The sequence below is a fragment of the Streptomyces sp. NBC_01288 genome (assembly GCF_035982055.1).
Taxonomy (GTDB): domain Bacteria; phylum Actinomycetota; class Actinomycetes; order Streptomycetales; family Streptomycetaceae; genus Streptomyces.
Genome location: NZ_CP108427.1, coordinates 7,748,582 through 7,761,773 on the forward strand (window position 1 = coordinate 7,748,582; position 13,192 = coordinate 7,761,773).

A 13,192-nucleotide genomic window follows, 5' to 3' on the forward strand; every position below is an offset into this window, starting at 1 on the left:
CGTTCTCGACCGACCCGCGAACGGGCGGGGCTTCCGGACCCCGTAGTCTCGTCCCGTGAGTACGCGCGCGGGACAGGCACTTCGACACGGTGGGGATGTCGTGTGTGCGGTGCGCGGGCTCAGCAAGACCTATCCGGCGGTGCGCGGCCGACGCGGTGCGCCGGGAAGCCCCGAGGTGCGGGCCACCGACGACGTCACCCTCGACATCCGCCGGGGCGAGATCTTCGGACTGCTCGGCCCGAACGGCGCCGGCAAGTCCACCCTCGTACGCCAGCTGACCGGGCTCATGCGGCCCGACGCCGGCAGCGTCGAGATCCTCGGCCACGACATCGTCCGCCACCCGGAGCGGGCCGCGCGCATCCTCGCCTACCTCGGCCAGGAGTCCTCCGCGCTCGACGAACTCACCGTGTCGCTGGCCGCCGAGACCACCGCCCGGCTGCGCGGCCTGGACCTGCGCGACGCACGGGCCGAACGGGACGCCGTACTGGACGAGTTGGGGCTTACGGCCATTGCCGGGCGGCCGCTCAAGAAGCTGTCCGGTGGGCAGCGGCGGCTGGCGTGTGTCGCGGCCGCGCTGGTCGGGGAACGGCCGCTGCTGGTGCTCGACGAGCCGACCACCGGGATGGATCCGGTCGCGCGCAGGGCCGTGTGGTCCGCCGTCGACCGGCGCCGGGCCGAGCGCGGGTCCACCGTGCTGCTCGTCACCCACAACGTCATCGAGGCCGAGACCGTCCTCGACCGGGTCGCCGTCCTCGACCAGGGCAAGGTCATCGCCTGCGACACCCCCGCCGGGCTCAAGGAACAGGTCGCGGGCGAGGTGCGGGTCGAGCTGGTGTGGCGGGAGAAGCCGCCGCTGGACGTCCCGGAGGTCGCCGCGCTGCGGGACCGGGCCGTCGAGTCCGGCCGCCGCTGGACGCTCAGGCTCGCCCCCGAGGAGGCCCGGGTGGCCGTCGCCACGGTGACCGGCGGGGCCGCGTTCGCCGCCCTGGACGACTTCACCCTGGCCACGCCCAGCCTGGAGGACGTGTATCTGACGCTGGGCGGAAACGCGCAGGGGCTGGTGAAGGCATGAGTACACGGGCCGTCGTATCCGTATGGGACAGGGCGACCGCCGTTGTACCCGTAGGGGACAGGACGGCTTCCGGCGTCGAGAGGAGCAGCGCGACGTGAGTGTCGTATCCGCCGATGTTCTGCCGAGTGGCCCCCTGGCCGTGCCGGAGGCCACCGCCTCGGGCGCGGCCGAGCTGGGGCCCAAGGCCAGGCTGTGGCCTTCCATGGCCGCCGTGTACCGGGCGCAGCTGTCCCGGGCGCGGGTCGCGCGGATCCCGCTGCTGTTCGTGGCGACCTTCCAGTCGGTCGGCATCCTGATCATGATGCGCGGGGTCGTCGACGGCGGGAGCCACGACGCCCGGTTCGTCGTCGCCGGTTCGTCCGTGCTGGTCGTCGCCTACGTCGGGCTCAACCTCCTCGCCCAGTACTTCGGGCAGCTGCGCGGGAGCGGCGGGCTCGACCACTACGCCACCCTGCCGGTGCCGCCCGCTGCCGTGGTGCTGGGCGCCGCGGGCGCGTACGCCTCCTTCACCGTGCCGGGGACCGTGCTCACCGCCGTCTTCGGGTGTGTGCTGTTCGGGCTGCCGATGGGGAACATCTGGATCCTGGCGGCGGTGATCCCGCTCGCCGGGGCCGCGCTCGCCGGGCTCGGGGCGGCCCTCGGGCTGCTTGCGCCTCGGCCCGAACTTGCCACGCTGCTCGGGCAGTTGGGCATGTCCGCGGCCCTGTTGCTGGGTGTGCTGCCTGCTGATCGGATGCCGGACGCGGTGCGGTTCCTGCGGGATCTGGTGCCCTCGACGTACGGCGTGGAGGCGTTCGCGCAGACCTTCGCGGCGCATCCGGACTGGGCGCTCGTCCTCGGTGACCTCGCCGTATGCGCCGGGGTCGGGGTCGTTTCGCTGGCCGTCGCCGCCTGGGCGTACCGTCGGGCCGCCGTCCGGTGACGCGCCGCACAGCCGGGCCTGGCACGATGGCAGTGTGACCGCACCGCTGACTCCGCCTCCGCCGCCGCGTGACCAGTCCCCGCACGATGCGTGGCAGCCGCCGGGTGACCCGGGTACCTCGGGTGACCCCGGCGCCCCGGCCGACCCGGGTGCCTCCGGTGCCGGGTATCCGGCGTACCCCCCGCAGGAAGCGTCCTACGGCCAGGACGGGCCCGGGATCAGGACGGAGCTGATCGAGGCCGTCGTCGTCACGGTCGCCTCGGCGGTCGGTGGGCTGTTGCTCGGGGTGTTGTGGTGGTGGCTGGCGCCGCATGTTCCGCTCGTCGGGGACGTGGTCGACAAGAGCTGGGTCGTCTATCTCAAGGACTCCGAGGGTGAGCAGGCCGTGGGGGTGGACGGAACGTTCACTCTGCTCGCGGCGGCTTTCGGGGTCGTGAGCGCCCTTGTCGTCTTTTTGCTGCGGCGGCGTGGGGGAGTGCCGCTGGTCGCCGCACTGGCCTTGGGCGGGCTGCTCGCTTCGTTCATCGCCTGGCGGCTGGGGATGTGGTTCGGGCCCACCAAGGATGTGCTCGCGCACGCCAAGGCCGTGGGTAAGGGGGTTACGTTTTCTGCGCCGCTGAAGTTGGGGGCGAAGGGGGCGTTGCTGGCCTGGCCGGTTGCCGGGCTGGTCGTTCATCTGGGGCTGACTGCGTTGTTCGGGCCTCGGGATCCTGAGCCGGGGTATGTGCAGCAGGGGGTTGGGCCTACGGATGGGTACGGGGCTCCGCTGGCCTAGGGGATTTTCGCCCCCGCCTCCCCTACCCGTCCCATCTCCAGGGGCTGCTGCCCCTTCCGCCCCGCCTGGGGGCTGCGCCCCCAGACCCCCGCTTCGGCCTGGACGGCCTCGTCCTCAAGCGCCGGACGGGCTGGAGGTAGCCGGCCCTGTGTTGAAGAGGTGCTGCCCCCTACGCCGGCCTGCGCCCGTGATTAGCCCTGTGCTTCCGTACGCGCCACTTTCGTTTCCGTGTTTTCTTCGACATGCCTCTCGTGCTTAACCGAGGACAGGCGCGGCGTCGAGAGGCTACGCACGGCCGATGGGGGCCAGTACCGCGGACGTGAGGGATTTCAGGTCCTCGGGGGAGAGTTCCACCTCCAGGCCGCGGCGGCCGGCCGAGACGCAGATCGTGGGGTGGGTGGTGGCCGAGGTGTCCAGGACCGTGCGGAGTTTTTTGCGTTGGCCCAGGGGGGAGATGCCGCCCCGGACGTAGCCGGTGGTGCGTTCGGCGAGGGTCGGGTCGGCCATGGTCGCGCGTTTGCCGCCTACCGCCGAGGCGAGTGCCTTCAGGTCCAGTTGGCCTGCCACCGGGACCACGGCCACTGTCAGTGTGCCGTCCACGTCCGCCAGCAAGGTCTTGAAGACCCGGTCCGGGGAGACGCCCATCGCCTCGGCCGCCTCCTCGCCGTAGGAGGGGTGGGACGGGTCGTGGTCGTAGGCGTGGAGTTCGTACGGCACCCCGGCCGCTGTCAGAGCGACTGTCGCCGGGGTGCCGCCCGACTGTTGTTGTTTTGGCTTCTTGGCCATCAGATTGTCCGGTTTCCGGGGTCAGTTCAGGCTGGTCGGGCCGCGGGTCAGGTCCGATGCCGGGAGGGACGGCAGGTTGCGGATGATGGCCGTCTCGGAGCGGAGGAGTTTCAGTTCGTCGCGTAGGCGGGAGGCGGTGTCGGGGGCCTGGAGGAGGCGTTGTTTCGTCGCCGTGTCGAGCATCATCGCGGCGGCCACCAGGTAGGAGACGACGGCCGGCTCGTCGGGGAGTTCGGCCTCGCCCGTCGACAGGGTGCGTTCGCGGGCGCCGGCCAGGCGCTTCTGGTACTGGCGGAACGCGCGTAGCACGCCCTCCGCAAGCGCGCCCGCCTCGTCGCCCTTCTCCTCGGGCAGCTCCTCCAGTTCGGCCGTCAGGAACGGGCCCGAGGCGTCCACGGAGAGCAGTCGCATGCGGGTCGTGCCCGTCGCCAGCACCTCGAAGGAGCCGTCGGCGCGCTCGCGGATCGTGGCCGCGTCGGCCAGGCAGCCCACCGAGTGGAAGGACTTGAGCGGGTCGGGGCCGAAGCCGGCGGCGGGGCCGCGTTCGGGCACGGCCGTCTGGTCGGGCATGCCCGGGGCGGTCGATGCCACCTCGTGGCCGTCGCGGATGGCCACGACGGCGAATCGGCGCGAATCCTCCTCAGGGGTCTTGAGCAGATCGCGCATCATGGCGCGATAGCGCTCCTCGAAAATGTTCAGAGGAAGCACGAGCCCCGGGAACAGAACCGAGTTCAGGGGGAAGAGGGGCAGCCGGACGGTGGTCACGGCGCAAAAGCCTAATGGTCGCCGGAGCGGGCACGTCCGTCGTGCTCACTCCGTGGATACCCGGGTGCGTCCTCGAAGGCCCACGGCTGCGTCGGAATCGCTTGCAGGGCCGGAGGAATCGGGCCGCCCAGGGGGACGTCCGCGGCCACCGCGATGCGTACGCCGTCCCGGATTTCCAGGAACTGGCCCAGCGGGTCGTCCGAGATCCGGTCCCAGGGGAACGACGTGGCGTACGGGCCGATCAGGCGGAGCTGGTCCAGCGCGTCCGTCCAGCGTTCGAGGCGGATGAGGACGTAGGTCAGGAGGTTGCGGACCTCGGCGGGCCACGGGTCCGCCGCCGCGTACGTGGCCGAGAGGGCGATCGCCAGGTCGGCCGCCGCGTCGAGGCGGGCGCGGGGGACCGTAGGAGCGCAGCCGTCGGTCAGGCACGCGAAGGCCGCGCGGACCGGCAGCGCCTGGACGAGTGAGCCCGGCAGGGCGTCCTGGGCGGCCGGCTCGGCGAAGTCGAAGCACTCGCGGTGGGAGCAGCGGGCGGTGTGGGGTGTGTCGCCCCACTGCGCGCAGCAGGCCGCCGACAGGTACTGAAGGGCCGCCACATGGCAGCCGTAGTGGTGCGGGGAGCGGCGGACCGCCTCGCCCCACAGCCGTTCGAACTCGGCGTGCCCGGCGTTCGTGCCCCGCGCCCGGTCCAGCGCGATGCGCCACGGCACCGGGTCGCGTGGTTCGGCCTCGGCCGCCGCCGTGATCAGCGGGTTCAGCTCGCGGAGCAGTTCGGCGCGGGCCGGGGACTCCCAGCCGCGGTCCATCGCCAGCTGGGCCGTGAGGAGGAGCGCGTCCGGGTCCTGCGGGGCGGCCGCGTACCAGTCGTCCAGCCACTCGGGACGGCAGCGGGCGAACGCGGCGAGCCGGCGCGTGTGGCGGTCGCGGTCCTCCCACATCGCGGCGGCGCGGGTGGCGGACAGCAGATCGGAGGCCGGCCCGTACTCGCCGCGCCCGGCCGCGACCAGCGCGGGGCCGAGCCGGTCGTCGGGCGCGTCGAGGAGGACCTCGTCGTCGGCCGGCAGCCCGGCGGCGAGCCGCGAGGTGTTCCTTGCCATCCGGGCGGTGCGGATGAACGCGCGCAGCAGAGCCATGGTGTCGACCATTGAAGGACCGCCGATCCGGAGTGCGCCAGACCGATTGGGTACCCGGCTGAAAGTTGTACGCGCTTCGGTCAAGCCCAGGCAAAAGGTGACTGTTGCTCAACTGTTCGAGTGCTGTGCGCGCGGGCTTCCGAGGGGCTCCTAGCCGCGCCTGAGCAGCCTTGTGGCGCCCGCCGCGACCGCCGTGGCAAGGATCCACCCCAGCAGGATCAGCGCCACCGACAGCCACTGCCAGCCGCCGTGCAGCTGCCACTGGCCCGCCTGCCCCAGGTCGATCACCGGCAGCAGCAGGTCCAGCGCGAACAGGGCGGGGCTCCACGGCGGATGCCCGTTCGCGTTCACCGGCGCGTGGTCGGCGTGCGCGAAGGCCAGCGAGCCGGCCGCCCACAGCACCGCCATCCATACGGCGGCCCGGCCCGGCCGGTACCCGTAGGCGACCGTCCAGTCCTGCGCGACCCCCCACACCTTGGCCGCGATCGGCAGGCTCTCCCGGCGCCGCCGCTGCTTGGCGAGCAGCACCTCGCGCGCGTCCTCGTCCTCACCGGCGTTGCGCAGCACGGTCGCGAGCCGCTCGTACGGCTCCGGGGCGTACTCGGCGGTCGCCGCCGCCACCCAGTCGAGGCGGGCGTCCAGCGGGAACGGGCCCTGCGGTACGAGGTTCTCGTACACGAAGCCGCCCATGTGCAGGTTGCCCGGGCTCGGCCAACTGGTCGCCGAATCGATCAGGTTGACCACCCGCGCCCCCGACAGCACCACCTTCCCGCGCTGCGGCCGCTCCCCGAGGAAACGCAGCTCGGGCGCCTGTATGCGCAGCAGCGACAGTTCCTGGTCGTCCGTGAACGTGAACCGGGCCCGCTCCAGGTCCACCGCGTCCCCGAACCGCCCGTCGTCCAGCCGCACCCCGCCCTGGCAGGAGAAACGCTGAATGCGGGTCCCGCGCGCGGGAGTTGTGCCGCTCAGCCAGGGGCCGCCGACGCCGGCGGGGGTGAGGTACAGGGTGCGGCCCACGGTCAACTGGGGTGCGTTCAGGGCGAGTCGGCTGTACGGGTTCGCCAGCCGGGCGCCGCGCAGGCTCAGCGAGACGCCCACCTTGGCGCTGCGCAGACTCAACTCGCCGTGCGATTCGAGGAGTTCGGCCTGTAGATCCTGTCCTACGGTCATGCCGTCGGCGGCGATCGAACGGCCCGTGCGGTCCCGGTAGACGATCGCCTGGTTCAGCAGCAGATCGGTGCCGATGTGCGCGTCGGTCAGCCGGACGCCGTTGTGGAAGCGGCAGCGCGGCAGATGCAGGTCACCCTCCGTGTGCACCCGCGCCGCCTCCAACCGCGGCACCGAGCAGTTCACCAGCCGTACGGTCTGGAAGCGCGCCTCCGGCAGCAGCACCTCCCGCTCGAAACGGCAGCCCTTCAGCTCGACGTACGGCGTGACGGTGCCGCCCGCCAGGTCCAGCACGCCGCTGATCTGCACGCCGGTGAGTTTCAGGGAGGCCACCCGGCCCGACAGCGCGGGCGGGCCGTCGAGGAGCAGCCAGCACACGAACCGCGCCCGCACGGTCCGCTCCGGGCCCCACGGATGTCCGCCGTGCGGATCGTCGACGACACTGTCGCCGCTGCTCAGGTCGTACACGCTGCCGTTGCGGAAGGCCTGCCACATACCGGCCTCGGCGGCGGTCGCATCGTCCGGCACATCCCCCGCGCGGAGGCCGACACCCTCGGTCACTGCTCTTTCATCCCTCTCGACCACTCACGGGTTTCGCACAGCTGTTCATGCCCGCTGAGTAACCCCCGGAACACTAGACGTGAAGGGGATCTTCCGGGTTCCGGCCACGTTCTGTATCAGCCATTGATATGCGTGAGCGGCCCTCGATCGCCGTCTGCGAGAATTGCTCCCGTGATCTCCCGAATCGATCTGCGCGGCGACGCCCTCCCCGAGGGACCCGCCCTGCGCGACCTGCTGCCCCGAGCCGACTTCGACGTCTCGGCCGCCCTGGAGAAGGTGCGGCCGATCTGCGAGGCCGTGCATCATCGGGGCGACGCGGCGCTGATCGACTTCGCCGAGAAGTTCGACGGCGTGCGGCTGGAATCGGTACGGGTCCCGGCGCAGGCGCTCAGCGACGCGCTGGAGCAGCTCGACCCGGCGGTGCGCGCGGCCCTGGAGGAGTCCATCCGGCGCGCCCGGCTCGTCCACCGTGAGCAGCGCCGCACGACGCACACCACGCAGGTCGTGCCCGGCGGCACGGTCACCGAGAAGTGGGTGCCGGTGGATCGGGTGGGGCTGTACGCGCCCGGCGGGCGGTCCGTCTACCCGTCGTCCGTGATCATGAACGTGGTGCCCGCGCAGGAGGCAGGCGTCGAGTCCGTCGCGCTCGCCTCCCCGCCGCAGGCCGAGTTCGACGGGCTTCCGCACCCGACGATCCTCGCCGCCTGCGCGCTGCTCGGCGTCGACGAGGTCTACGCCGTAGGCGGCGCCCAGGCCGTCGCGATGTTCGCCCACGGCACCGAGTCCTGCGCCCCGGCCAACATGGTCACCGGGCCCGGCAACATCTGGGTCGCCGCCGCCAAGCGCTACTTCACCGGCAAGATCGGCATCGACACCGAGGCCGGCCCGACCGAGATCGCGGTCCTCGCCGACGACACCGCCGATCCGGTGCACGTCGCCGCCGACCTGATCAGCCAGGCCGAGCACGACCCGCTCGCCGCCGCCGTCCTGGTCACGGACTCCGTGACGCTCGCGGACGCCGTCGAGAAGGAACTCGAACCACAGGTCGCGGCCACCAAGCACATCGAGGACCGGATCGCCCCGGCGCTGGCCGGCCGGCAGTCCGCGATCGTCCTCGTCGACGGCATCGACGAGGGACTCAGGGTCGTCAACGCCTACGGCGCCGAGCACCTGGAGATCCAGACCGCGGATGCCGCCGCGGTCGCCGACCGGGTGCGGAACGCGGGCGCGATCTTCGTCGGACCCTGGTCGCCCGTCTCGCTGGGCGACTACGCGGCCGGCTCCAACCACGTGCTGCCGACCGGGGGTTGCGCCTGCCACTCCTCCGGGCTCTCCGTGCAGTCCTTCCTGCGCGGCATCCACATCGTCGACTACACGAAGGACGCGCTGGCGGACGTAGCGCATCACGTGGTGACGCTGGCGGAGGCGGAGGACCTGCCCGCGCACGGCGCGGCGGTCAAGGCGAGGTTTGTCGGAGACGAACAAATGTCGCGTGGTTGGAAGGTGCCCGGCAAGTGAGCTTCGGAATCGACGATCTTCCCGTACGGGACGAGCTGCGCGGCAAGTCCCCTTACGGCGCGCCCCAGTTGGACGTCCCCGTACGGCTGAACACCAACGAGAACCCCTACCCGCTGCCCGAGGCACTGGTCGACCGGATCGCCGAGCGGGTTCGTGAAGCCGCCCGCGATCTCAACCGCTACCCGGACCGGGACGCGGTCGAGTTGCGCACCGAGCTGGCCGACTACCTCACGAAGACCGGGGGTCACCGGGTCGGCGTCGAGAACGTGTGGGCGGCCAACGGTTCCAACGAGGTCATCCAGCAACTGCTCCAGACCTTCGGCGGGCCCGGCCGTACCGCGATCGGCTTCGAGCCGTCGTACTCGATGCACGCGCTCATCGCGCGCGGCACGGGGACCGGCTGGATCTCCGGCCCGCGCAACGAGGACTTCACGATCGATCTCGCCGCCGCCGAGCGCTGGATCGCCGAGAACAAGCCCGACGTCGTGTTCGTCACGACCCCCAACAACCCCACGGGCAACGCCGTTCCGCCCGAGACGGTCCTCGCGCTGTACGAGGCCGCGCAGGCCGCCAAGCCGTCGATGGTGATCGTCGACGAGGCGTACATCGAGTTCAGCCACGGCGACTCGCTGCTGCCGCTGCTCGAAGGGCGGCCGAATCTCGTCGTCTCGCGGACGATGTCGAAGGCGTTCGGCGCGGCGGGCCTCCGCCTCGGCTATCTCGCCGCACACCCGGCCGTCGTCGACGCCGTCCAACTCGTACGGCTGCCCTACCACTTGTCGGCCGTGACCCAGGCGACCGCGCTGGCCGCACTGGAGCACACCGACACACTGCTGGGATACGTCGAGCAGCTGAAGTCCGAACGGGACCGGCTGGTGGGCGAGTTGAGGGCCATCGGCTGTGAAGTCGTCGAGTCCGACGCGAACTTCGTGCAGTTCGGGCGGTTCGCGGACTCGCACACCGCCTGGCAGAAGATCCTCGACCAGGGCGTCCTGGTCCGGGACAACGGCATCCCGGGGTGGCTGCGGGTCTCCGCCGGAACCCCCGAAGAGAACGACGCGTTCCTCGACGCGGTCCGTGAGTTGATGAGTTCTATGGGGGACACCCCCACACCCCCGAAGGAGCAGAGCACATGAACCGCGTAGGACGTGTGGAGCGGGCGACCAAGGAGACGTCGGTCCTCGTCGAGATCGATCTCGACGGGCACGGCAAGGTCGACGTGTCGACAGGAGTCGGCTTCTACGACCACATGCTCGACCAGCTCGGCCGGCACGGTCTGTTCGACCTCACGGTGAAGACCGAGGGCGATCTGCACATCGACTCGCACCACACCATCGAGGACACCGCCCTCGCCCTCGGCGCCGCCTTCAAGCAGGCGCTCGGCGACAAGGTCGGCATCTACCGCTTCGGCAACTGCACGGTTCCGCTGGACGAGTCCCTCGCGCAGGTGACCGTCGACCTCTCCGGCCGCCCGTACCTCGTGCACACCGAGCCCGAGAACATGGCGCCGATGATCGGCGAGTACGACACCACGATGACCCGGCACATCCTGGAGTCCTTCGTCGCCCAGGCCCAGATCGCGCTGCACGTGCACGTGCCGTACGGGCGCAACGCGCACCACATCGTGGAGTGCCAGTTCAAGGCCCTCGCCCGTGCCCTGCGGTACGCCTCCGAGCGCGACCCGCGCGCGGCCGGCATCCTCCCCTCCACGAAGGGCGCGCTGTGACCGGCCTCTCCAGCCTCCTGATCGTCGTCGGACTCTTCCTCCTCGGCGGGGTCTACTCCTTCGTCAAGCAGAAGATGCCGCGCCAGCTCATCGTGCTGGTCTCCATCGGCGCGGCGATGTGTCTGGTCGCGGGGGTCATGCGGCTGGCGGTGTGGAGTTGAGCGCGGCGAAGAACGCGTCCAAGAAGGTCGTCGTCTTCGACTACGGCTTCGGGAACGTCCGTTCCGCCGAGCGTGCCCTCGCGCGCACGGGTGCCGAGGTCGAGATAACGCGTGACTACGACAAGGCGATGAACGCGGACGGGCTGCTCGTGCCCGGTGTCGGCGCCTTCGCCGCCTGCATGCAGGGCCTCAAGGAGGCGCGCGGCGACTGGATCGTCGGCCGTCGGCTGGCCGGCGGGCGCCCGGTGATGGGCATCTGCGTCGGCATGCAGATCCTGTTCGCGCGGGGCATCGAGCACGGCGTGGAGACCGAGGGCCTGGACGAGTGGCCCGGCTCCGTCGAGCCGCTCCAGGCCGAGATCGTGCCCCACATGGGCTGGAACACCGTGGACACCCCGGCGGGCTCACAGCTCTTCGCCGGCCTCGACACGGACGCGCGCTTCTACTTCGTGCACTCCTACGCCGTCCACGACTGGTCCCTCGACGTCGTGAACCCGGCGATGCGCGCCCCCCTGGTGACCTGGTCGACGCACGGCAAGCCCTTCGTGGCCGCCGTGGAGAACGGCGCCCTGTGGGCCACGCAGTTCCACCCCGAGAAGTCCGGCGACGCCGGAGCGCAGTTGTTGAACAATTGGATCGGAACCCTCTGATGCCTTCGAAGCTCGAACTCCTCCCCGCCGTGGACGTCCGCGACGGCCAGGCCGTCCGCCTGGTGCACGGCGAGTCCGGGACCGAGACCTCCTACGGCTCCCCCCTGGAGGCCGCCCTCGCCTGGCAGAGCTCCGGCGCCGAGTGGCTGCACCTCGTCGACCTGGACGCCGCGTTCGGCACCGGCGACAACCGCAAGCTCATCGCCGAGGTCGCCGGCGCCATGGACATCAAGGTCGAGCTGTCCGGCGGCATCCGCGACGACGACACCCTCGCCGCCGCCCTCGCCACCGGCTGCACCCGGGTGAACCTCGGCACCGCCGCGCTGGAGACCCCGGAGTGGGTCGCCAAGGTCATCGCCGAGCACGGCGACAAGATCGCGGTCGGCCTCGACGTACGCGGCACGACCCTGCGCGGACGCGGCTGGACCCGTGACGGCGGCGACCTCTACGAGACGCTGGGCCGCCTCAACTCCGAGGGCTGCGCCCGCTACGTGGTCACCGACATCGCCAAGGACGGCACCCTCCAGGGCCCCAACCTGGAGCTGCTGCGCAACGTCTGCGCGGCCACCGACCGCCCGGTCGTGGCCTCCGGCGGCGTGTCCTCGCTCGACGACCTCCGCGCCATCTCCGAGCTGGTCCCCCTCGGTGTCGAGGGCTCCATCGTCGGAAAGGCCCTGTACGCGAAGGCGTTCACCCTGGAAGAGGCTCTGGAGGCGGTGGCCCGGTGACCGAACTACGACGCGTGTCGACCGGCGCCCCCTGGGAGGACGCCTTCGGCTACTCCCGCGCGGTGGAGCTGCCGAACGGCCTGGTGCTGGTCTCCGGGTGCACGTCGATAGTGGACGGCGAGATCGCCGGGGGCGGTCCCTACGAGCAGACGGTCAACGCGTTCAACGTCGCGTTCTCGGCGCTGGACCAGCTGGGTCTCGGCCCCGCCGATGTGGTGCGCACCCGTATGTACATCACCCACGCCCGGGACGTCGAGGACGTGGGCCGCGCACACAAGGAACTCTTCGACGCGATCCGGCCCGCCGCGTCCATGATCATCGTCTCCGGCTTCGTCGACCCGAGCCTGGTCGTCGAGGTCGAGGTGGAGGCGTACCGCTCCGGTACCGAGGGCGGAGGTTCGGCATGACGCTCGCCGTACGAGTCATTCCCTGCCTGGACGTGGACAACGGCCGGGTCGTCAAGGGCGTCAACTTCCAGAACCTGCGCGACGCGGGCGACCCCGTCGAGATGGCCAAGGTCTACGACGCCGAGGGCGCCGACGAGTTGACCTTCCTGGACATCACCGCGTCCTCCGGCAACCGCGAGACGACGTACGACGTGGTCCGCCGCACCGCCGAGCAGGTCTTCATCCCGCTCACGGTCGGCGGCGGCGTCCGCACGGCCGAGGACGTGGACAAGCTGCTGCGGGCGGGCGCGGACAAGGTCGGCGTCAACACGGCGGCGATCGCGCGCCCCGAGCTGATCCGGGAGATCGCGGAGCGGTTCGGGCGACAGGTGCTGGTGCTGTCGGTGGACGCGCGGCGTACGGAGTCCGGTTCCTTCGAGGTCACCACCCACGGCGGCCGCAAGGGCACCGGCATCGACGCGGTCGAATGGGCGCACCGGGCGGCCGAGTTGGGGGCGGGGGAGATCCTGCTCAACTCGATGGACGCGGACGGCACGAAGGACGGCTACGACCTGGAGATGATCGCGGCGGTCCGCAAGCACGTGACCGTGCCGGTCATCGCCTCCGGGGGCGCGGGCAAGCTCGCGGACTTTCCGCCGGCGGTGGCGGCGGGGGCGGACGCGGTGCTCGCGGCTTCCGTCTTCCACTTCGGGGATCTGCGGATCGGCGAGGTCAAGCAGGCGTTGCGGGAGGCGGGTCACCCGGTGAGGTGACCTTCTTGGACACGTTGTAAGCCCCGGCTGCCTGGCGGTCGGGGCTTACTCGTGGCGAGATACGAAAGA

15 protein-coding genes and 1 pseudogene are annotated in these 13,192 nt (G+C 71.2%); 12 read left to right on the forward strand and 4 right to left on the reverse strand.

The window, feature by feature from the left end; all coding sequences use genetic code 11:
• Positions 1-100: 100 nt before the first annotated feature.
• From OG194_RS34955 to OG194_RS47735, 4 genes and pseudogenes are all read left to right on the forward strand, one after another.
• On the forward strand, positions 101-1,072 hold the full coding sequence (locus tag OG194_RS34955; RefSeq protein WP_327407316.1) for an ABC transporter ATP-binding protein: 972 nt from the start codon (positions 101-103) through the stop codon (positions 1,070-1,072).
• 94 nt (positions 1,073-1,166) lie between these two features.
• Positions 1,167-1,994: an ABC transporter permease gene (locus OG194_RS34960; protein ID WP_327404757.1), complete on the forward strand. Its 828-nt coding sequence runs from the start codon at positions 1,167-1,169 to the stop codon at positions 1,992-1,994.
• A gap of 34 nt (positions 1,995-2,028) precedes the next feature.
• Entirely contained in the window at positions 2,029-2,769 is a 741-nt protein-coding gene (locus tag OG194_RS34965) for a DUF2567 domain-containing protein (protein WP_327404758.1), read from the forward strand.
• Positions 2,732-2,902, forward strand: a pseudogene (locus tag OG194_RS47735) (response regulator); the annotation flags it as partial. The gene OG194_RS34965 and the pseudogene OG194_RS47735, both read left to right, overlap by 38 nt.
• 152 nt (positions 2,903-3,054) lie before the next feature.
• On the opposite strand, the gene ybaK reads toward OG194_RS47735, so the two are convergent.
• The 4 genes from ybaK to OG194_RS34985 all read right to left on the reverse strand — a co-directional run bounded on the left by ybaK (position 3,055) and on the right by OG194_RS34985 (position 7,181).
• A complete protein-coding gene (gene ybaK, locus OG194_RS34970; RefSeq protein WP_327404760.1) occupies positions 3,055-3,555 on the reverse strand; it encodes a Cys-tRNA(Pro) deacylase in 501 nt (166 codons plus the stop codon).
• A 21-nt stretch (positions 3,556-3,576) separates the two neighbouring features.
• Positions 3,577-4,320 (reverse strand): LON peptidase substrate-binding domain-containing protein, encoded by a 744-nt coding sequence (locus tag OG194_RS34975; protein WP_327404761.1) that lies wholly within the window; start codon positions 4,318-4,320, stop codon positions 3,577-3,579.
• Positions 4,321-4,331: 11 nt separating this feature from the next.
• Positions 4,332-5,465: a hypothetical protein gene (locus tag OG194_RS34980; RefSeq protein WP_327404762.1), complete on the reverse strand. Its 1,134-nt coding sequence runs from the start codon at positions 5,463-5,465 to the stop codon at positions 4,332-4,334.
• A 138-nt stretch (positions 5,466-5,603) separates the two neighbouring features.
• Complete coding sequence (locus OG194_RS34985; RefSeq protein WP_327404763.1) at positions 5,604-7,181, reverse strand: oxidoreductase; 1,578 nt, start codon at positions 7,179-7,181, stop codon at positions 5,604-5,606.
• Positions 7,182-7,352: 171 nt separating this feature from the next.
• Here OG194_RS34985 and hisD point away from each other — a divergent pair, with 171 nt between their 5' ends.
• From hisD to hisF, 8 genes are read left to right on the forward strand one after another with little or no spacing between them, the layout of a single operon-like run.
• Positions 7,353-8,699, forward strand: coding sequence for a histidinol dehydrogenase (hisD, locus tag OG194_RS34990; RefSeq protein WP_327404764.1), 1,347 nt, complete (start codon positions 7,353-7,355; stop codon positions 8,697-8,699).
• Entirely contained in the window at positions 8,696-9,835 is a 1,140-nt protein-coding gene (locus OG194_RS34995; RefSeq protein WP_327404765.1) for a histidinol-phosphate transaminase, read from the forward strand. The genes hisD and OG194_RS34995 overlap by 4 nt, the downstream gene beginning before the upstream one ends.
• A complete protein-coding gene (gene hisB, locus OG194_RS35000) occupies positions 9,832-10,425 on the forward strand; it encodes an imidazoleglycerol-phosphate dehydratase HisB (protein ID WP_019062289.1) in 594 nt (197 codons plus the stop codon). The genes OG194_RS34995 and hisB overlap by 4 nt, the downstream gene beginning before the upstream one ends.
• Complete coding sequence (locus OG194_RS35005; protein WP_327404766.1) at positions 10,422-10,586, forward strand: hypothetical protein; 165 nt, start codon at positions 10,422-10,424, stop codon at positions 10,584-10,586. Before hisB ends, OG194_RS35005 begins: the two co-directional genes overlap by 4 nt.
• Positions 10,577-11,236, forward strand: a complete 660-nt coding sequence (gene hisH / locus OG194_RS35010; RefSeq protein WP_327404767.1) for an imidazole glycerol phosphate synthase subunit HisH — start codon at positions 10,577-10,579, stop codon at positions 11,234-11,236. The genes OG194_RS35005 and hisH overlap by 10 nt, the downstream gene beginning before the upstream one ends.
• On the forward strand, positions 11,236-11,964 hold the full coding sequence (gene priA / locus OG194_RS35015) for a bifunctional 1-(5-phosphoribosyl)-5-((5-phosphoribosylamino)methylideneamino)imidazole-4-carboxamide isomerase/phosphoribosylanthranilate isomerase PriA (protein ID WP_327404768.1): 729 nt from the start codon (positions 11,236-11,238) through the stop codon (positions 11,962-11,964). The genes hisH and priA overlap by 1 nt, the downstream gene beginning before the upstream one ends.
• Complete coding sequence (locus OG194_RS35020; RefSeq protein ID WP_327404769.1) at positions 11,961-12,371, forward strand: RidA family protein; 411 nt, start codon at positions 11,961-11,963, stop codon at positions 12,369-12,371. The genes priA and OG194_RS35020 overlap by 4 nt, the downstream gene beginning before the upstream one ends.
• Positions 12,368-13,123, forward strand: a complete 756-nt coding sequence (gene hisF / locus OG194_RS35025) for an imidazole glycerol phosphate synthase subunit HisF (protein ID WP_327404770.1) — start codon at positions 12,368-12,370, stop codon at positions 13,121-13,123. The genes OG194_RS35020 and hisF overlap by 4 nt, the downstream gene beginning before the upstream one ends.
• Positions 13,124-13,192 lie beyond the last annotated feature (69 nt).

Coding starts and splice junctions, on each gene's coding strand:
- ybaK (WP_327404760.1), bottom strand. CDS start 3,555: ATGGCCAAGAAGCCAAAACAACAACAGTCGGGCGGCACCCCGGCGACA.
- OG194_RS34980 (WP_327404762.1), bottom strand. CDS start 5,465: ATGGTCGACACCATGGCTCTGCTGCGCGCGTTCATCCGCACCGCCCGG.
- hisB (WP_019062289.1), top strand. CDS start 9,832: ATGAACCGCGTAGGACGTGTGGAGCGGGCGACCAAGGAGACGTCGGTC.
- priA (WP_327404768.1), top strand. CDS start 11,236: ATGCCTTCGAAGCTCGAACTCCTCCCCGCCGTGGACGTCCGCGACGGC.
- hisF (WP_327404770.1), top strand. CDS start 12,368: ATGACGCTCGCCGTACGAGTCATTCCCTGCCTGGACGTGGACAACGGC.